The organism is Streptomyces sp. HUAS TT11 (assembly GCF_051553595.1).
Taxonomy (GTDB): Bacteria; Actinomycetota; Actinomycetes; order Streptomycetales; family Streptomycetaceae; genus Streptomyces.
On the sequence record NZ_CP196185.1, the window covers coordinates 99,504 to 119,288 of the forward strand.

Here is a 19,785-nt window from a genome sequence, read left to right on the forward strand (position 1 = left end):
ATGGGTGAGGCGGGGGCAGTGGATGAATCCCGTCGCCCATAGCCCGTCACCGCGCTGCCCGGCAGGGCCCCGCAGCCCGCCTCGGGCGCTGATGCTGGACGGCCATCGCAATACGATCCAGGTATCGGCCTCGCAGTTGGCGGATCGGCAACGAGCAGAACCTGCAGCAGTTCGTGAACCAGTCGACGCCAGATCCCTGCCGGTGCAGCCATGGATCGCCGAGCGGATACCGCCATTGAAGGCCACCAGTTATTGCCGCGCAGCTCATGATTCTGTCACATCACGCATCTGCAGATAGCGGGCCACACGCTCGCTATCGCCGTTGTAGACCTGGAGCCGCAGCTCTTCACCGCCGGGGGAAGAGTACTCAAAGACTTGCATTCCGGGACGCCAGGCCGCGCGACGAACAGCCCGGCCGCCAACCGGAAGTCGCACTGGCCGACGGGCCGGACGCGTGAAGACCGCTCCGTCACCATCGCTGGTCAGCTTTCCGTACACAAAGGCTCCGCGGCCCAGCCCACTCCGCCAGGCGATCCGGCAGGGGATGGCCACCCTGTCTCCTCGCTCGGAGTGAGCAGCACGTCGGGCTGTTCGTCGACCAATAACCGAACGCACCGCCACCCCCGACACCAGGGCCACCAGGCCCAGCACGATCACTTCGAGCACTGCTTCGCCTTCCTAATTTCATAGATACTTGCAACTCATGGATCCGAACACTGCTTAAGGGTACCCTGATCCGGATTTAATTATCGCGCGATCAATACTGGCTAGAAGTATTCCGCCAGATGCAGGGGCCAATGAATCGCATACAGTGAAGAACACTTAACGGAGTGCCCCATGAGCAATCTAATTAGGATGACCACGACAACCAAAGACAGTAAACATGCAGTGATAGCCGCAGACCATACTGGAGAAATAAATAGGCCGACGGCCGCAATTACGGCGACCCACACGACGATCCCGAAGATTCCATCGCGCAATACTTCCTTGATTCCTACACGCCGCACGACCTTCCCTCGATCTTCGAGATAGCCGATATATACGTGCACTCGAGTTGCACATTCCGCTTTATTCATTACTCCAGAATACTTCATGACGCTCACAGAGACAGAGCGCTGCGGGCCGCCTACATTACCGTCTCGGCGACCCGCAGCAGCAACTCAACCTCACTCAGAACAGGTTCCTCACGTAGCCCTCAACTTTAGCTGGCCATTCGCCACGGGGAACCTTGTATAGGAGGGGGTAAGAGCCCGCCATGTCCCTCTTGGCAAAGAACGAGGCATACTTACCGTTCGCGCCCTTGAAGATTCCACCAACGGGTCCTCTGCCCCAGAGCGCCCCGGCCGCCATCCCCTTGATTTCGGCCTTCGCTGTTCTGGTGAGAAATTGCGTTGCGCCAGCCTGACGCTGTTCCTCAGTGGCAACAGCCATATGCGCCCCCAATCCTGCCGTGAACAGTGCGCCGGCCCCCACAAGGAACAAGCCACCACCACATACCACCGTAGCAATACAGGCGCCGGTTCCAATGGCTGCAAGCAGGGTGATCCCAATATCGACACCCTTATGATTCCACCAATCCCTACTTCCCAGGCTGTTGTCCCAGGCGGCATCGAAGTTGCCCTTCATGACGTTGCCCCATATGCCGTCTTTCTTGCGCTGTTCGGCCTCGGCTTTCCTCTTCCGCTCGTCTGCGTCTTTCCTCTTCCGCTCGTCTGCGGCTTTCTTAGCCTGGGCCTGAGCCTTGGCGGCTGCTACGGCCTTGGCATTGTAGTGGTAAACCTTGTACGTGCTGGGGTTGGCGCGGTAGGCGCGGTAGCGTTTCTGGGACTCCTTGTCTTTCTTGGGGGTTTGCTTCCAGACCCATTTTCCGTTCTTTTTGGTGTAGCCAGCGGTCATTCCGCGGTCGTCGGCCCATCGGTCGTCGTTGTAGGTCGCTCCGCCAGCGGGGCCGTCGGGGCGTAGGCCGTCTGGGTCAGATTTGGTGAGCGGGCTGTTGTGAGCGTAGCTGTAGGCATTCATCTGGGCCGGGTCGTCGTGGTCGATGACAGGATCGACGGAGAGGAAGCGGCCGAGTGTGGGGTCATACTCGCGGGCGCCGAGGTGAGTCAGTCCCGTGGGGTCGTTGGTGCCGCCGACGAAGCCGCGGGTGCCGAAGGCGGTGGATTGTTCGGAGCGGAGTCCACCGAAGGGAAGTTGCTTGCGGCGGGTGATGGCCAGGGTGGCGGTCGCAATGGCTGTCATGGCGGTGCCCTGGTCGTCGGTAAGCAGGTAGGAGATATTCGTGCCCTGCCGCACGCCGACGGTTTCCCCGTTGTGGGTGTAGTAGCGGGTGCCGGTCTTCGTGCCTCCAGCGGCAACGTGCAGTTCGTTTCCGCCCGGGAGGGTGAGGGTGCTGGAGCCATCGCCGTTCTTGGCGATCAGCCGGTTGCCGTCGGCGTCGTAGAGGTAGCTGGTGGTCTTGCCTGCCTCGGTGAGGGTGGCAAGGTGACCTTCGGTGTCCCAGGTCAGGTCCTGGGTACGGGCGCCGATGGTCCGCTTTTTGGTGTTGCCGGCTTCGTCGTAGGTGAAGCTGCTGGCCTGGCCGTCGTTGGAGCCGCCCTTAATCACGGCTTGCTGAACGGCGTGCGGCAGGCCGCCCTTCGGCATCGGGTGGGTGTAGGTGGTGGTGGCATCGGTGCCTGCTGATGCGCCGGTGCCGTGTTCGGTCTGCTCGGTGCGGTTGCCGACGGCGTCGTACTTGTAGGTGTGCCAGTAGGCGTCTGGGCCACCCACGCTGGACGCTGACGGTGCCGCGGTGCAGTTGGTCGTGGTGGTCCATGCCTCGGTCAGCCGGCCGAGCGGGTCGGTGCTGAAGCATTGGGAATCCACTGACCGCTGGGTGTCCTGGCCGCTAATGGTGGTCAGGCCAGTGACATTTCCGGCCGGGTCGTAGGCGTAGCGCACGTCGTCGACACGTTGGGGGGCAAGGTCGCGGTCGGTGACCTGCTGGGTCAGTCGCCCGGTGTGCTCGTCGTAGACGCGGCTTTGGTAGACCTTCTTGCCCAGTGTCGTGCTGAACTCGATCCGCTCCGGGCGGGAGAAGACGTCGTAGAGGGTGTTGGCGACCAGCGCGACTCCGGCACGGCTCGTGCGGAACGGCAGGTCGTCGCTGTTGAAGCTTGTCGTTACACGCTCGGAGGGCACGTCACCCACGGCGGGGTCGAGGGTCCATTCCAGTGCCCCGGTCTCGGCGACGTAGCCGTAGGTCCAGGTGTAGGTGCCCTGGAGACCGCCGGCTGCAGTCGGAATGGTGACGGTGGTGGAGGTGGGCTGGTAGCGGTCGTTGTAGCCGCCGGTCGCGGTGGTGTACTCGGCACCGCCCGCGTAGCGAGTACTGCTGGTCAGCTGGCCCTTGTCGAGGGTGTCGTAGGTCCACTTCGCGAGCGTCGTGGTGCCCTGCTTCGTCTCGGTCTTGCGGCCGAGCTTGTCATACACCGTGGTCAGGGTGGTGCCCCGGGCGTCGGTCACGGTGACGGGGCGGCCGAGCTTGTCGTACGTAGTGGTCGAGATGCCCTTGTCGGGGTCGTCGGCGCGGGTCTGCTGGCCTCGGTTGTCGAAAGTGTAGGTCCAGGTGTTGCCGGCGGGGTCGTTGACGGTGGTCGGCTCGTCGTACTTGCCGTAGCCGTACGTCGTCTTCTGCGATGCGCTGCGCTCAGCGTTGGTGTACTGGAGGAGCTCGGTGGTGCGGCCCTTGACGTCGGTGACCGTGGTGGTGGCGGTGCCGCCCTTCGGCGGTATCACCGTCACCCGGTCGCCGTCGTAGACGGTGGTGGTGCGCCACTGTTCGTCGCCGAATTTGAGCGACTTCGCCGCCGTGATCCGGCCGAGGCCGTCGTAGTCGTTCTGGGTCGCGGCGGGGACTTCGTTGACCGCCTTGGCGGTGAACAGAGTCGCAGACGGGGCGACCTCGGCGTAGTAGGCGTCGTAAGCCTTCCAGGCCCAGCCGCGGGTGTCGTAATGGGTCTCGGTCACCACGGTGTTCTGGGTGCCGATCGCAGGGGCCTGCGTCTGCCGTTCGCGCAGTAGGCCGTCGTAGAGCGCGTAGGTCGTGTTGTAGTCGCCGTTGTTCTTGAGGGCCTTGGTGGTGACTGCGTTAGCCTCGGTCTTGGATATCTTGTAGATGTATTCCACCGACGGCTTCGCCTCGTTGCCGGTCTTGGGCCAGCCCTGCTGCCACACCTTCCGGGTGCGGCCGAGACCGTCGTAGTCGGCGTCGGTGCGCTTGTCATTGGCGTCCACTACAGCCGTGGCCACGCCCCGCGTCGGGTCATAGGTGGTTGTAGTCGTGTGGCCGAGCGCGTTCGTCACGGTCTGCGAGGTCGGCGCCTCAATGGTCGCCGGGGTGTAGGTGGTCGTGGTGGTGTTGTTCAGCGCGTCGGTCTCGGTCAGCTCACGGCCGTGCTGGTCATAGGTGTGCGTGGCCGTGGTCAGGTAGCCGGTGCCGGCTTCGTCCTGCTCCTCCAGCCGGGTCACATCACCCTTCGTCGGCGCGGCGCTCAGACTGGTGGCGCCGTCGTAGTAGTGGCGCTCGATCGAGATCAGATCAGCCGGCAGGGAGGGTGTGGTCCCGCAGGGCTTAGCGACCGTCCTGATCTCGGCGATCAAAGTGAGGATGTTCGCGGTGGTGTTGCGGGCGTAGGTGGTGGTGGCACACTCCTCGTCGCCGGACTTGGCCGTGTCGCCGAGGTCGGACTCGGTCAATGGCTGGCCGACCGCGTCGAAGGTTCGGGCCGTCTGCGTGGTGCGCCAGCCCGCGCCGACCGCGGTGCGCGTCTTTTCCGACTTGCCGCCGACTGCGTATGCATATCGGGCCGGGAGCCCCTCGGTGCGGGTCTCGGTCGCGGTCGCGGCCGACCGCCGCGGCTCGTAGCTGACAGTGGTCTCGAGCTCGCCGTCGTCGCCGTTGTAGGTGGCGTCCTCGCGCATCATGCCCGCGAAGGCTTCTTGGTCGGTGACAGCCATGCCCTCGGAGTCCTTGACCTCGGCGCCCTCGATGCCGCGGAAGTAGCGGTACTCCTTCAGTGTCCGCGCATCCGATCCTGCACCGGAGCGGACCTGGACGCGGCCGTATCCCTTGCGGTCGCTGTAGGTGAGGTGCTTGGCCTTGGTGAACTCGTCGTCCTTTGACTTGGCCCAGGCCATGCCGCCCAGGTAGGTGTAGTCGGTCTGTTTGACCGGTGCGCCGCCGGTGTTGTCGCTCTCCAGTACCTGGGTGACCACGTAGGTGTGGAACCAGTCCAGGTAGGGCTCGTAGTTGTCGTCCGGGGCGTCCGGCGGCGACCAGATGATCGGGTAGCAGCGCCTCGTGCTCGACGACGGTGAGGGCACGTCGCCTGCCGCGCAGTCGGTCGGCGAGTAGGTGACGCCGATGGTGCCGCCGCTCTCGGTGTCGATGCCGTAGATGCGGTAGCGCCACATCGGCGGCACCGGGTCGGGGTCACCACCGGTGGTGGCTCCCTCGACCCGGTTGGGCAACGTTTGGCCCCGGAACGTGACCGGGGGCATGGAGACGTCGCCGGTGCCGGTGTGGCCGGTGCGAGTGATCGACGCCAGCCACAGCGCCGGATCCGTTCCATCGCCCGGACTGGGGAACTGGTGGGTGAGCGTCCAGGTGTCAACCGGCTTGTAGAGGCCGCCGGTCAGGATCGAGGTGTCGATCTGGGTGAGCCGCTTGCGGGTCCAGAAGGAAGGCGAGTAGCGGTCCTTGCACTCCGTACCCGAGGCGCAGTACCGGTCGAACGGCACGTCCGGCCAGTTCTTCGCGTGGGCGCTGTCGAAGGTGCCGCATTCCGTCAGGCAGCGTTCGGCAACGGTGAAGTCCACCTTGCCGGCCGCCTTGGCTGAGTACACGCTGTTCGCCCGCAGCCCGTACTCGATACGGGACAGGTAGCCGCCGCGGTCGTAGGCCGTGGCCGTGGAGGCTCCGGTGTTGGGGTTGACATTGCGGCCGTAGTAGTTGGTCTCTGCGGTCCAGTAGTAGGCCATGGCGTCGGCATGCGGGTCCACGACGTAGTCGAGGTTCCACCGCCATGCCTGCTGGCACCAGGCGTCCTTGAACTCGGCCGCGTAGCAGGGCTCACCTGTGTGGTTGCCGAACACCGGCACTGTCCACGTGGACTTCGTCTCTGGCTTGCCTGACGTCCAGCCGGGCAGACGGTTGTAGCCGAAGAAGTACTGGGTGCCGTCCGGCGTGGTCACCTTCCAGTACTCGCCATTGTCGTCCCCGTTGCCGGTGGACGTGCTGGTGAGCTTCTCGACCTTCGTGCCGTCGTCGCTCTCCAGATGCCACTCACCCGAAGTGGTGTCCCTGATGAGGGTGTTGGACTGACCTCCCAGGTTCAGGACAGCGTTGTCCTTCTTCCAACACTGGTCGCCGACCTTGGCGGTGGTGTTGTTGCTGCCCGTCTTGTCGTCGGTGCAGGAGATGTACTGGCGCTCGATATAGCCCGGCTCCATCGACCAACCGTCACCGATCCAGTTCGCCTGGTTGTTCGTCGCGGCCGTGCGCCCGTCGATCGACTGCGAGGAATAGCCCAGGCTCAGCTGCGGCGCCACACCACCCGGCACCTCCGGCGTATCGATCCCGTAGTCCCAGGAGAAACCGCCGTTGGAGCCGCCTGCGGACCACGAGGCCGACGGGGCCAGCGACGTCGCGCCGAAGTTGCCGGAGGCACCCGAAACAGCTGCGGTCGCGGCCAGAAGCACGGTCCCGGGCTCGGCCGAGAGACCCGTGACCGATCGGGCCGCCATCGGCGCCTTACCCACGGGAGCCGAGGACGACGGCGCAGTGTCGTCGCTCGTGGGAAGCGAGACCGTGCCGGTCAGGATGCCCGATGTGGTGTTGTTGCTGGTCTTCAGCTCTGCCCCCTGGGCGCAGCCCCGGGTCTTCGGGGTGGTGAGAGCGCAGGCAGGGAGCTGGCGCAGTGTCAGGCGCGACGCCCAGTCGCCGCCGTAGGCGTGGCGGAAACCCGAGTAGTCGACGTCCACCGTGACACGCCCCTTGGCGCCGTCCGTTGGACGAATGGCGAGGAGAAGTCCTTCGGTGCCCAGGGCGTCAGCCGTCTTGCGGTCAAGGACCTGTATCTGGGCCCGCTCCGGGCCGGCTGCCTTCGAGCCCTTGCTGCGCCTCAGCTTGACCGGCAGCGAGCCGACGTCGGCGGCTGAGCCGTTCGATGACACTGTGACCGCGGTCGTGCTCGGCGCAGGCCAGGAAACCTTGGGTGGCTTCTTCCACGCGTTCTTCGCCGCGTGGTCGGTTCGGGAGGCCTTTTTCGGCTTCACCTTCGCGGTAGGCACCGGATCCGGCTTCTTCAGACCGAGAAGATTCAGCTCGGCCGCAGCCGCGACGGGGCCGCCAAGGAGCCCGGCGAGCAAGTAGGCAGCCAGAGACAGGGCGATCGCTCTGAAAGCACGGATGCGTCTGCGAGCCCACCGTCGGGCTCGAGGCTTCGCTGAGGGCACACCGGACACAGATCCCCCCACAGGATGTTCACGGATTTGAAGATCTGCGGAGCCTACCTCGCAATCCTCAAGCAGAAAAGAGGTTCTGACGCCTATTAGATTCATGCTGCATTCGGTTAACATACGGCGGCCGAAAAAGTAAAGAGATCGAAAAGTATATAACCCGGACACAACGGTGGCCCGGTCGCTCGGACCGCCCTGAACTGAGTGAACAGGATCCTCGATTCCTTGGCGCCCTGGACTCGAAGCACCGGACGGGACCTGCCTCTTCACCACGCCAGCAGAGGGAAGTGGCTTCGCGCTTGACGCAAGGACAACCGTCACGAGATCTCACTCGTCACGCATACATGCGGTAGAAATCATGCAGAACCTGCAAAGGGAGAGTAATGAAGAATGTCCGTTACGGCGCGAGACAGCGGCATCGTCACCGTTTTTCCGTAGCCGCTACAGCAGCGCTGCTACTTGCCCCGTTCGCCGCAGCCATACCCGCAGCCGCACAGGAACAGGCGTCAGCAACTACTGCCGTCGCCGAGTCGGCATCGGACACCCCATCCAGCATCGACCAGTTGCAGCAACTGACCGACGCCGCCTCGGCCAAGGCTGAAGACACCGGTGAGCGCGTCGAAGTCACACGGCTGCGTACTGAGACGGCGGAGACCTACGCCAACCCGGACGGGTCCTTTACCACCGACCAGTACGCACTGCCCCAACGAGTCCGCAAGGGAATCAAGCTGGTCGACATCGATACCAGCCTGGCCCGCAACACGGACGGCAGCTACTCCGCCAAGGCCACCGAGGTGGAGGTGACGTTCTCCGGCGGTGGCGAGGGCCCTCTGGCCACGGTGACGCGGGACGGACGCAGCATGTCCTGGTCCTGGCCCGATCCGTTGCCCGCACCGGAGGTCGACGGCGACAGCGTTGTGTATCGGGATGTGCTGGACGATGTCGACCTGAAGCTCAAGGCGGGCACGGCTGGCTTCGGCCAGTTGTTGATCGTCCACAGTGCCGAGGCTGCTGCGAACCCGGCACTGGCGAAGATTAGGATGCCGCTGTCCACCGAGGGGTTGAGCGTCGACGCTGACGCGGCCGGGAACATGCGCGCGGTCAACCCTGCCGGGCAGGAGGTCTTCACCGCCCCGACTCCGCTGATGTGGGACAGCACGCAGCCTGCAGCCACCCTCCGCGCGACGGGTACGACTCCGCCGCCGGCCCATGAGTTCGAGGCGCCGTTCGGTGCGCAGGAAGCAGTTGTGGGCGTCGACATTGCCGGTGGAGAGCTCACTCTGACACCGGATAAGGATGTCCTCACCGGCCCGGACACTCAGTACCCGGTCTATATCGATCCGGCCGTGTCGGGCTCCCGGGAAGCCTGGACCATCGCGTACAGCAGCGCGCCGAGCACCGCCTTCTATAACGGCAACGGCTGGGATGAGGGCGATGGCAACACGACCACCAACTACGCCCGGGTCGGTAACCCGGGCGACGGCACTTCCCGCTCGTTCTTCCGGATGGACACCAACAATCTCTGGAACACCAACAAGGTGGTCTCCAGCTCCAGCTTCCGGATCCAGAACAGCTACTCCTACTCCTGCACCCCTCGTGAGGTGCAGCTCTGGCTGACCGGAGGCATCAGCTCCTCCACCACCTGGTCCAAGCCGCCGTCGTGGTCCACCAAGTTGGACACCGTCTCCGATGCCAAGGGATGGGGTTCCTCCTGCCCGGCCGGAAACCTCGCCTTCGACGTCACCGCCGGCGCCAAGCAGGCCGTGTCCGGCAAGTTGGCCAGCATCACCCTCGGACTGCGCGCCACGACCGAATCCGACGCGCTGGCCTACAAGCGGTTCGATGCCCGCACCGCGGTCTTGTCCACCACCTACAACACCGTCCCCAACGCGCCGACCGGCCTGGATACCGTCCCCAGCACCGGCTGCGACACGGCCCCGCCATACCCGGCCATCGGCAACACCGACGTCTATCTGACTGCGAAGGTCAGTGACGCGGACGGCGGCACGGTCAAGGCCCAGTTCCGGCTCTGGGGCAACAACAATTACGCTGGCGGGGCCGAGATCTTCAACCAGATCGTCTCCGTCACCTCCGGCACGGTCGCCAAGGTCAAGGTCCCCAAGGCAACTCTGGAAGCAGTGCTCGCCCAAGCCGGCGGCATCTTCGGCTGGAAGGTCCAGTCCCTGGATGCGACCGCCGCATCGCCCTGGGTTCCCGCGAGCGGTACCTGCCGCTTCAACTTCGACCCCACCCGCCCCAGCAGCCCGCCCGTGATCGCTTCAGCGGACTTCCCCGACGGCACTGACGGCTGGCCCGAGACAACCGGCCAGGCCCGCACCCCCGGCATCTTCAAACTCACCAACGGCGGCATCACCGACGTAACCAAGTACGAGTACTGGACCGACTGGGACCCCACCATCCGTATCGCCACCCCTAAGAGCACCACGGACTCCACGGATCTGGCGGAAGTCCAGCTCACCCCGCCCTCAGCCGGTTCCATGCGCGTGTACGTGTACAGCATTGACGGCGCCGGCAACCGCTCCGACCGGGCCTCGTACTTCTTCTACGCCAACAGCCTTGCCATCCCCGACAAGGCCGGTGACCTCAACGGCGACAACAACGCCGACATCTACGGCGTACGCCCCGACGGAGAACTGTGGCTCTACCCCGGCCAAGGCAACGGCTACTTCGGCACCTACACCGTCGTCAGCAACGCCAACTTCAACGGCGCCTCCCTCACCCACCGCGGAGACTGGACCGGTGACGGCTTCGAAGACCTCATCGCTGCTGTCCCCGGCGAAGCCGGCGCCAAGACCCTGCACGTCTTCCCCAACAACGGCCGCGGGTGGGCCTGCACCGCCATCGACGAACAGGCCGACGGGCACTCCCAGTCCTGCCTCTACGACCAGCAGGAACTCAACACCTACGACCCCGCCAACAACCACTGGGCCAACGCTGATCAGATCCTCGCCATCGGCGACGTCGACGGCCCCCTCGACACCGACGGCGACGGCACCGCCGACGTGCCCGCCTTCCCCGACCTCCTCATCAAGGAAGGCAACCTGCTGTGGCTCTACTACGGCGCCGACACGATGTACCTCGATGAAACCCGTGCACCGGTCCTCGTAGGCAACGGCTCCTGGTCCAACTACGACCTTGCCGCACCCGGCGACCGCACCGGAAACGGCCACGTCGACCTCATCGCACGCCACAAAACCGGCGGCGAACTGCGCCTCTACCAAGGCACCGGACCGGACGGAGAAGGACTCGGCGACGGCGCCGCCTCCACCGTCATCGCCACCGGCTGGACCAACACCTTCCGTCCCCTATACAGCGCCGTCCCCGACGGCGGCACCGACGGCAGAGCCGACATCTGGGCCACCGGAAGCGACGGAAAGCTCTACCTCTACTCCAACCTCAGCGGCAGTGGAGTAGCCGTCGGCACCAGCGGCTGGCAGAACTTCCAAGCCATCAGCTAACACCCGCCGCTCGTGTGCCGCGCCCACAGTTGTGGGCGCGGCACAACCACATCAACAGCGCTGAGAATGAGAGGACGGCTGAGAAGCTATCGTCATGGAGGACAAGGCAGGCGGGATTCAGGGCCAGTCGGTTCGCGCGGGCAAATACTCACGTGTCGAGCGGGAGAGACGGTTCCTGCTGGCCAGGCCTCCCGAACTGTCTGCGGTGACCACCACTCGCGTGATCACCGACAGGTATGTGGTGGGGACCCGTTTGAGGCTGCGGCGAGCCGCTTTTACAGACGGTCGCTGCGAGCTCAAGCTCACCCAGAAGGTCCCCGTCCTGCAGCCCGGCGCCGTCCAGGGCCTGATCACGAATACGTACTTGTCCCCGGCCGAATACGACGTCCTTGCTTCGCTGCCGGCAGCAGTACTGTCCAAGTGCCGTTTCAGCGTGCCTCCCCTTGGTGTCGACGTCTTCGACGGCCACCTTCAGGGACTGGTGCTCGCCGAGGCCGAGTTCACCAGCGACAAGGAAGCCCAGTCGTTCATGCCGCCTGCCGAATGCGTGGCGGAGGTCACCGACGACACTCGCTTCACCGGTGGGCAGCTTGTCCGAACCTCCCGGCAGGAGCTGCTCCGATGGCTGGCCGAATACGGGCTCTATCCAGAAGGCTCCCAGGATGCGGCGGAGTAGTACCAGACTTATCGACACCACGCGGACGCTGTCTGAGTGGCGGCCCGTTTCTCGTTGTTTATGCCAGATGTGCGGCATCGACGGCTATGCGGTTCCGTCTTTGCTCCAGAGACGCCATCGCCTACGGCCGACCGCAGGGTTCTCGCGCCCTCTGGCAGGGGTCTCGTCCTGTTCTCCTCCTGGGCGGGCCTGGCCGAGTACAGCGGCCTGCACGGCCGACCAGTCCTGCGTGCGCCACCAGCGGTACAGGTCGCCGGAGGCGATCACGGGAAAGGGGAGCGCTTCGACGACCCTGCGCTGATACACCTCGGCAGGGCGCTCGGCAGGGTTGAGGCGATGCTGGTGGTTGACAATCAAGGCAGCGCAGGTGACTGGCTGACCGGGCCGCAGTTGCGGCCATTTCTCCAGATGGCGTTGAAGCTGCGAGATCAGTTTCTCGCCCGCTGCCCCGGCGGCGGCCTTCACCTCGACCAGGCAGGTCGACCCGTTCAGCACGGCGAGCAGGTCCGCCGACAGGGTGCCGCCCAGTTCCTCGTCCAGATCGGTGACGGCGAATCCGGCAGCATGCAGTACCACGGCCACCGCGTCTTCCAGCTCGCTGCCGCTGCCGTACAGCAGGCCGTTGCGCATGGGTTCGGCCTCCTGCCGCGCCCGCTCCAGATCGTCTTCCAGGCGGGTCTTGTCCTCCAGGTAGCGGCGCTCCAACTCTTCAAGAGCGCCGCGTGCTTGCATCTCCGCGGGGGTCTCCAGGGCGGGATCGACATGGTGGCGTGAGCGGACGCGGCGCAGTGCGGCCGGTACGTGCGTGGGGAGGGCGCGCTGGACGAGCCAGTCGACCACCCGGTTCCAGTCGACCCCGTCAGGGATCACGTACCAGATCTGCTTACCGTCGCCGGACGTCCAGCGTGCGACGACGGGCTCGCCCAGGCTGTCGACGAGGATCGGCACCAGTTCGCCTTCGGGCTCCTGAACCGTCGTTCCGCGCGGGCCCTCCAGGGCGCTCGCCTGCAAGGTCATCGCCCACCAGGGGGCGCTGGGAGGGCGGTTGACAAGTCTGAGTCCGAGGTCGTGGTCGGCCGCGTCCAGACCGGGAGCCAGGGAGACCTCCGCCCCCGCGAGCAGCCGCTTGCCGACGATCGCGCCGTTAAAGTGGCGGAAGTCCACGCGGCCGCCGGGTCGGCCGAAGACCGACCGCACGCGGTCATCGTCATCGTCTGCTGTGCCCATGGTCGCGATGATGAGCGCGGGTTCGCCGCGCGAGGCCGCCCCGGACAGGAATCTGTCGAACTCCTCGGCGCCGTGACCGGAGAAGTGGCTCGGGTTGATGGCGGCGGCGCAGGTGCTGGTATCCATGTCGAGCCAGCGCGGCTCGGCCCCATGCCCGGTCCAGGAGATTCCCGCGTACTTGGCCGAGGCCGCGAAGAGCTTGCGCGCGTAGTCGGCGGCCTGCGGATCGGGCTCCTCCATCTGAGCAGGGTCGTGGACAGCGATGTGTACGGGGACGAGTCCGTTGGGACCCGAGGTGTGCGCGGCCATGGCCGAACCGTAGCGGCCTGGTGTGACAGCGCCGCCAGGATCCCCTCCTGCCCAGGCCGCCGACCTCGACCGGCACGAGCGCGTTGTCGGCCGCGGTGAGTATGGCGACGGTGAGGAGGCCCGGCGAGGGCGTCCAGTCGACCAGCGTCACGTCGTACGGGCTGCTGCCCGACTGCTCGGCGAGCCCGGCCGCCAACGCCTGTTCCGCGCCGATTGGCCGCTGGTACCCGACCCGGGCCCAGTCGAGGGCGCGCCGCTGGAGGTGCGGCCGCATGGTGGTTCATCGACTGGCTGCTCAACCACTGACCAGTCGACGCCCGGCCCCATCGTGTGCGGCGGGGCGCAGGAAGCCGGAAGGGCCCGGCCGCCGAGCGGTCGGGCCCTTCCGGATGGCCGGGGCGAATCAGCTCTCCTGCTGCCCGGCCGCCGCATCCTGTCGGCAGCGGAAGCACTGGGCGAGGCAGCGTTCCGGCAGCGGTTGGTCCGGGGGGTCGAGCAGAACCGTGTGGCTGCCCGGGTGGCCACAGATGTCGCAGTACATGGTCTTCACCTCCTCCTCTCATCCCTTCTGCGGGAAGGAGCGCCCAGCACAGTACGACCCGGTCGTGATGCGCGTCACAGCGCCGCCGGTGCAGCAGCATGCGTACCCCCTCGTCTGGCGCGGCGAGTACCTCGTGCCTACCGGGGAGACGACGACCACCGCTTTGTGGTGGATCGCCCTGCCAGGGCAGGTCGAGCAGTGTTACGACACCAGCGAGGCCGAGCGCCTGGTCAGCGGCATCTGTCTGGCAGTAGGGATCATCTGGGAACCGGTCGCGGCGCCCGGCGGGGCCACCCAGCTCGCCGAAGCCCTCGCCCGTACGGAACAGCGGCGGTAGGGCTGAGGAACCGGCTCGACGGCTCCCTTCCTGCCCGCACGGGGGCTCCGTACGCCATGATGGAAGTGGCCCGAGAACCGCTTCATCCTTCGAACATCCCGGGGCCACGAGTAGAAGGACACCTGATGGACCTCGATATCGCCGCTGACCAGCACGATCTGCTGACCTTGTGCGCGTTGCGTGTCGGCGACGCCACCCTCGACTGGAGTCTGCTCGCCCGCGGCGCTCAGAGCCCCGAGGGCCTGGCCGCGCTCATGGACGGACAGCTGCACGAGGACTCGCGTGCCGCGGCCAAGAACCGCCCCCTGCTGCAGCAGGCCCTGGCCGTCGGCCTGGACGATGCCCGTGCCCGTGTCGACGACGAGCTCGCCGCGGCCGACAAGGCCGGCGCGCGCCTACTCACCGTCCTGGACAGGGGCTACCCGGCGAACCTGCGCATGATCGGCAACCTGCCGCCGTTCCTCTTCTACCGCGGCGAGCTCGATCAGCGCGACGCCCGCTCCATCGCCATTGTCGGCACGCGCCAGGCATCCGAGGACGGGCTACGCCGGGCGGCACGGATGGCCCGCGAGCTCGTCGAGCACGACGTCGTGATCGCCAGCGGCCTCGCCAAGGGTATCGACGCAGCCGCCCATCAGGCCACGCTCACCGCGGGCGGCCGGACCTTCGCCGTCATGGGCACCGGCATCGCCGCCCCGATCTACCCGGCCGAGAACCGTCCGCTCGCGAAGGCGATGCTCAGCGCTGGGGGAGCGCTGCTGAGTCAGTTCTGGCCCACCAGTCCCCCGGCGAAGTACACCTTCCCCCGCCGCAACGTCGTCACCTCCGGCACCACCCTGGGCAGCGTCGTCATCGAGGCATCCAGCACGTCGGGCGCCAAGATGCAGGCCCGACTGGCCGCCGAGCACGGCAAACTCGTCTTCCTGATCCGTTCCCTGGCCGACACCCAGCCCTGGGCCAAGAAGATGCTCGATGAGGGCCGGGCGATTCTGGTCACCGCCTCCAGCGACATCACCGACCGCCTTGGCCAGGCCGCGGACATCCAGGCCGCCGGCCGGCAGCGCCAGCAGCTCGCCCTGGCCGGCCTGTGACGGCAGGTCTCCCGGATCCGGCAGGCTTCCCCGACTGCCCGGTGTGCGCATACCGCATCACCGGCACTGCGCGCCTGTGCTCCGACTGCGCCAGCCAAACCCTCCAGCCGGTCGCCGAGCCCCACTGCCCGGTCTGCTCCCAGGCCGTCGCGCCCGGCAGGCAGTGCGGCAACCGGGTGTGCGCGCTACCGCAAGCCGAGCAGGGGTTCTCCCGCGTCGACGCGGTGGCCATGTACTCAGGAGCCCTGCGCGACAAGATCCACAAGCTGAAATACGATGGAAAAGCCGGCTGGGCGATGATCTTCGGCCGGCTCCTCGTCGGCTGGATGGAAAGACACTCCGAAGAGATGCGGGGCGTCGACTACGTCGTTGGCAACCCCACCCACACCGGCCGCCAGCCCATCCAGCACATCGAGGCGATCATGGACGCCGCCTACACGGAAGATGTGACCCGCGCCTTCCCGCTCAGCCCGCCGGGCTCCCACCGGCTGGTGAAGCAGGCCGAAACGGCCCGGTCCGCGAACCGCACCCTGGACGACAAGCGCGCGGCCGCGGCCGCGCATGCCGCCGCCCTGACCTGGACCGGAGACACCGGCGACATCAAGGGAGCCACCATCCTGCTCGTCGACGACGTGTTCACCAGCGGATCGCAGCTCCAGCACGTCGCGCTCCGACTCCGGGCGACCGGAGCCACCGACGTCCGGGGACTGGTTCTCGCCCGAGTCCCCTGGAGCGGATGACGCCGCCCCGGACGCCGGGACTGGGCCTGTCAGCTGCCTCCGGCCGGTCGGTCAGCGCCGTGTCGAACTCACGCGGCTTGCCCAGGACGGTGGTCATGTGGCGGCGGCTGAGGCGCTTCATCCGGGATGAGTAACCCGGCGCCACCGTCACCGGCCCGGGCCGGTGACGCCGTGGCCGGGGCGTCCGCGTCGGGAATCACGACGTCCCGCCCGCGTGGTCAGTGACCCATGTCGGAAGAGTCCGGCCTTCTAGAGCCTGTCGTCAAACGTCAGGCCCACATCAGCAGGGTTGCGAGTGTGACGGCGGCCTGGAAGGACTGGGCGGTCTTGTCATAGCGGGTGGCGATGCCGCGCCATTGCTTGAGGCGGTTGAAGCAGCGTTCCACGACGTTGCGCCGCTTGTAGACCGCCTTGTCGAAGACCGGGGGCCGTCCGCCGCGCCTGCCGCGGCGGAGCCGGTTGCGGATCTGATCGGCCCGCTCCGGAATGGTGTGCGCGATGCCCCGCTCACGCAGCCAGGTGCGGATGGCCCGGGAGCTATAGCCCTTGTCGCCGATGACGTGCGAGGGCAGGATCCGGGGCCGACCTGGTCCGATCCGCGGCACGCGGATGGCCTGCATGACGGCGGTGAACTGGGTGCAGTCGTTGGTGTTGCCGCTGGTGATCGTGAAGCCGAGGGGCCGGCCTAGGCCCAATGCCGTTGCTTTTACGGGTTCGCCGGTTGGGGTCTTATGACGAGGACGGCTTGCGTGCCGGTGCGGGTCGGCTGCGGCCAGGCACGATGCTCGGCTCGTCTGAGGTGGTAGTTGGACATCTTGCGTTTCACGACGCGGGGCTGGCTGCGGAGCCGTCTGACAGGCAGGAGTCGTTCCAGGAGGTCCTGCTCGAGCATCACCAGTGCTCTGACCAGGAGGTCAGGGGGAAAAACTGCCCGGCGTGACGGTCACGCTGCGCCGGGCAGAGCGCAGGGTCTCGGTGAAGGAAACCCGATCAGGGTCCAGGCCACGGGTGGCAGCCGTTCTCAGCATGAGCTCGCGCAGTGCGTGGTGGACCAGGAGGTGTGCCCAGATCTGCTGACGGACACCTTCGGGTGTCTTGCTGCTGAGGACGACGCGTGCGCCGCGCTGGTGTGTCTTGATCTCGGCGAAGACGGACTCGATCTCCCAGCGCTCGCGGTAGAGCGCGGCCAGTTGCCGGGCCGGATACCGTCGGGCGTCCAGCAAAGTGGTGACCAGGCGGTATCCGTCGCCCCCGTCCGCGCCAGCCTGTTCTTTGACCCGGTAGGCCAGGACACGCACCACGACCGGCTGATCCCGGGCGGGGCCACTGCTCGCCCGGATATGAGAGAGCCACGACCCGTCACGGAACTGCCTGGTGACCGGCAGGACGCGGTTGGCGGGCACTCGCCACACCAGGTCGGCACCGGTGTCGGCAAACGCACGCCACAACGGGACTCCGAGGAACTCCCGATCGGCCAGGACGAGCTGACCCGGGCCGACCGACCGGGGCAGGCGGGTGACCAGGGTGACTTCCCCGGTGCGGCAGCCGGCGAGTTCCGCGTCCAGCACCGCGTGACTGCCGATCTCCACCAATGTCGCCATCCGCACCTGCGGGAACGCACTCCTGCCCGCCCCGCGGCCACTGCCGGGACGTCCGAAGGCCGTCTCGTTGGCTTCGCTGTCCGCAACGTCCCAGCAGGTTCCGTCGACGGCCAGCAGCCGTAAGTCCCGCCAGAACGCACCGGGAGTCGCCTCAGTGGCCATCGGCTTCGCGGTCGCGGCGAACAGCACCCGCAAGGGCTCGGATCCCAGCCGCTCCCGAGCCCTGAACAGCGAGGACTTCGCCGGAACACGCCAGGTACCCAGCAGGCCCACACCCCGCAGTCCCTCGACGAGGTGCCGCATCACTTCCAGATACGGAGAAGGCGAGAACAGGGCCAGCCCCAGCACGAAGTACACCACCAACCGGGCGGGAAGCAGCCGCTGACGCTGCTCAGAACGCCCACACGCGGCCACCACCCGATCCACCAAACCTGGCGGATACACCCAGGTCAACAAGCCAAGACCCGATAAGTCAGACACACTCGCAGCCACCCGAACCACCCCCGAGACCCACTGCCAAGCAGACTACGCCCACAGCAAAGGCAACGGCATTGGGCCTAGGCCATCGCAAGCGAGGTGGATTTTGCTGGTCAGGCCGCCCCTCGACCGTCCGAGTTCCGGGCTGCGGAGCCCCCTTTTCGAGCCCCGGCGGCATGCTGATGGGCCCGCACGATGGTGGAGTCGACCGACACCATCCAGTCGACAGCACCGGCCGCATCCGCCTTCGCCTGAGCCGCCCGCAGCATCCGCTCGAAGGTGCCGTCCGCCGCCCAGCGGCGGAACCGGGTGTGCAAGGTGGCCCAGGATCCATACCGCTCGGGCACGTCCCGCCAAGCGGACCCAGTCCGGAACTTCCACACGATCCCGTTCAGGACCATCCGGTCGTCCAGCCGCTTCCGCCCCGACTCAGCATGGGGCAGCAGCGGCCGCACGAACTCCCACTCGGCATCCGACAGTTCATGGCGACGTATCACCCAACCATGATCCACCAGGCAAGATCGTTTGACGACACGCCCTAGGTGTGTTGTCCCGGGACGTTGGTGACACGCGTGTTGGGTGCTTGAACAAGTGAGGGCCTTCTGGGTTCGGTGTGGATTGCGACATCTACCGCCGACCGCCAGGAGGCCCTCGTGTCCCACCGTAATGCCCCGCTGACGCCGACCGGCAGGCTGCGTCTGGCCCGGTGTGTCGTCGACGATGGCTGGCCTGTGCGGCGGGCCGCGGAACGCTTCCAAGTCAGCCACACCACCGCCGCACGATGGGCCGGCCGCTACCGGCAGCTGGGCTGCGAGGGCATGCACGACCGCTCCAGCCGCCCGCACCACCAGCCACGCCGCACCCCGCCGGACATCGAGGCGCAGGTCGTCCGCCTGCGTCGCGAACATCGGATCGGCCCCCTGCGCCTGGCCGCCCGCTGCGACATCGCCGCGTCCACCGCCCACCGGATCCTGGCCCGCCACCAGCTGCCCGTCCTGGCCGCCTGCGACCGGGCCACCGGCGAACCCGTCCGCCGCTACGAACGCGCCCGCCCCGGCGAACTGGTCCACATCGACGTCAAGAAACTCGGCCGAATCCCCGACGGCGGCGGCCACCGCACCCAGGGCCGTGCCGAAGGCCGACGCAACCGGACCGGAACCGGCTACGCCTACCTGCACACCGCCCTGGACGACCACTCCCGCCTCGCCTACACCGAAGACCTCCCCGACGAGACCGCCCCGACCTGCGCCGCCTTCCTCACCCGCGCCACCGCCTGGTTCGCCACCCAAGGCATCACCGTCGAACGCGTCCTGACCGACAACGCCTGGGCCTACACCAAGAACACCTGGCGACAGACCTGCCACCAGCTGGGCATCAGCCCCCGCTGGACCAGGCCCTGGCGACCGCAGACCAATGGCAAGGTCGAACGCTTCCACCGCACCCTGCTCGACGAATGGGCCTACCACCGGCCCTACACCTCAGACGCCGAACGACAGACAGCGTTCCCCGACTGGCTGGACTGGTACAACTACCACCGACCCCACACCGGAATCGACGGCCAAACACCAGCCAGCCGTGTCACCAACCTGTCCGGACAACACACCTAGGACGTCGCGCACGTAGCCGGGGACCTCCGCCCGCAGACCGCGGAGCATGTGCGCGAGGTACGGCACGGAGAAATGCCCGTACGGCCGCCGAACAGGCCGAACTCGATGTTCCGCTCGGGCACTGTCAGTTCTCTCTGCCGTGTGGTGGGGTTCGGGGGTGCCGGAGGTATTGGTGTCCTTGACCTTCACTTCGAATC

At 66.6% G+C, this 19,785-nt stretch carries 10 protein-coding genes and 3 pseudogenes; 7 read left to right on the top strand and 6 right to left on the bottom strand.

The window, feature by feature from the left end:
• Window positions 1–82: 82 nt before the first annotated feature.
• Window positions 83–229, top strand: a pseudogene (locus ACSHXN_RS44205) (IS701 family transposase); the annotation flags it as partial.
• Between the two features lie 35 nt (window positions 230–264).
• On the opposite strand, the gene ACSHXN_RS44210 reads toward ACSHXN_RS44205, so the two are convergent.
• The gene (locus tag ACSHXN_RS44210; RefSeq protein ID WP_388489834.1) at window positions 265–666 is read right to left on the bottom strand and encodes a hypothetical protein; all 402 of its coding nucleotides are present in this window, start codon (window positions 664–666) and stop codon (window positions 265–267) included.
• 504 nt (window positions 667–1,170) lie between these two features.
• Window positions 1,171–7,413 carry an RHS repeat domain-containing protein gene (locus tag ACSHXN_RS44215; RefSeq protein ID WP_438306632.1) on the bottom strand — a complete coding sequence of 2,081 codons (6,243 nt, stop codon included), beginning with the start codon at window positions 7,411–7,413 and terminating at the stop codon, window positions 1,171–1,173.
• A 653-nt stretch (window positions 7,414–8,066) separates the two neighbouring features.
• Between ACSHXN_RS44215 and ACSHXN_RS44220 the strand changes: the two genes are divergently transcribed.
• Both ACSHXN_RS44220 and ACSHXN_RS44225 read left to right on the top strand, forming a co-directional pair.
• The gene (locus ACSHXN_RS44220) at window positions 8,067–10,982 is read left to right on the top strand and encodes an FG-GAP-like repeat-containing protein (protein ID WP_438306633.1); all 2,916 of its coding nucleotides are present in this window, start codon (window positions 8,067–8,069) and stop codon (window positions 10,980–10,982) included.
• 94 nt (window positions 10,983–11,076) lie between these two features.
• Window positions 11,077–11,658: a hypothetical protein gene (locus ACSHXN_RS44225; protein WP_438306634.1), complete on the top strand. Its 582-nt coding sequence runs from the start codon at window positions 11,077–11,079 to the stop codon at window positions 11,656–11,658.
• 84 nt (window positions 11,659–11,742) lie between these two features.
• Here ACSHXN_RS44225 and ACSHXN_RS44230 read toward each other — a convergent pair whose 3' ends face one another.
• Entirely contained in the window at window positions 11,743–13,194 is a 1,452-nt protein-coding gene (locus ACSHXN_RS44230; protein WP_438306635.1) for a hypothetical protein, read from the bottom strand.
• Between the two features lie 527 nt (window positions 13,195–13,721).
• Here ACSHXN_RS44230 and ACSHXN_RS44235 point away from each other — a divergent pair.
• The 3 genes from ACSHXN_RS44235 to ACSHXN_RS44245 all read left to right on the top strand — a co-directional run bounded on the left by ACSHXN_RS44235 (window position 13,722) and on the right by ACSHXN_RS44245 (window position 15,903).
• The gene (locus ACSHXN_RS44235) at window positions 13,722–14,072 is read left to right on the top strand and encodes a hypothetical protein (RefSeq protein ID WP_438306636.1); all 351 of its coding nucleotides are present in this window, start codon (window positions 13,722–13,724) and stop codon (window positions 14,070–14,072) included.
• Between the two features lie 125 nt (window positions 14,073–14,197).
• On the top strand, window positions 14,198–15,163 hold the full coding sequence (locus ACSHXN_RS44240; RefSeq protein ID WP_438306637.1) for a DNA-processing protein DprA: 966 nt from the start codon (window positions 14,198–14,200) through the stop codon (window positions 15,161–15,163).
• Window positions 15,160–15,903, top strand: coding sequence for a ComF family protein (locus ACSHXN_RS44245; protein ID WP_438306638.1), 744 nt, complete (start codon window positions 15,160–15,162; stop codon window positions 15,901–15,903). Before ACSHXN_RS44240 ends, ACSHXN_RS44245 begins: the two co-directional genes overlap by 4 nt.
• 269 nt (window positions 15,904–16,172) lie before the next feature.
• Here the strand turns inward: ACSHXN_RS44245 and ACSHXN_RS44250 are convergent.
• The 3 genes and pseudogenes from ACSHXN_RS44250 to ACSHXN_RS44260 all read right to left on the bottom strand — a co-directional run.
• Window positions 16,173–16,595: pseudogene (locus ACSHXN_RS44250) on the bottom strand (IS5 family transposase); the annotation flags it as partial.
• A 222-nt stretch (window positions 16,596–16,817) separates the two neighbouring features.
• Window positions 16,818–18,005, bottom strand: a complete 1,188-nt coding sequence (locus ACSHXN_RS44255) for an IS4 family transposase (protein WP_438306639.1) — start codon at window positions 18,003–18,005, stop codon at window positions 16,818–16,820.
• Between the two features lie 33 nt (window positions 18,006–18,038).
• A pseudogene (locus ACSHXN_RS44260) lies at window positions 18,039–18,475 on the bottom strand (IS5 family transposase); the annotation flags it as partial.
• Between the two features lie 159 nt (window positions 18,476–18,634).
• On the opposite strand from ACSHXN_RS44260, the gene ACSHXN_RS44265 reads away from it, so the two are divergent.
• On the top strand, window positions 18,635–19,588 hold the full coding sequence (locus tag ACSHXN_RS44265) for an IS481 family transposase (protein WP_438306640.1): 954 nt from the start codon (window positions 18,635–18,637) through the stop codon (window positions 19,586–19,588).
• The last annotated feature ends 197 nt before the right edge of the window (window positions 19,589–19,785 follow it).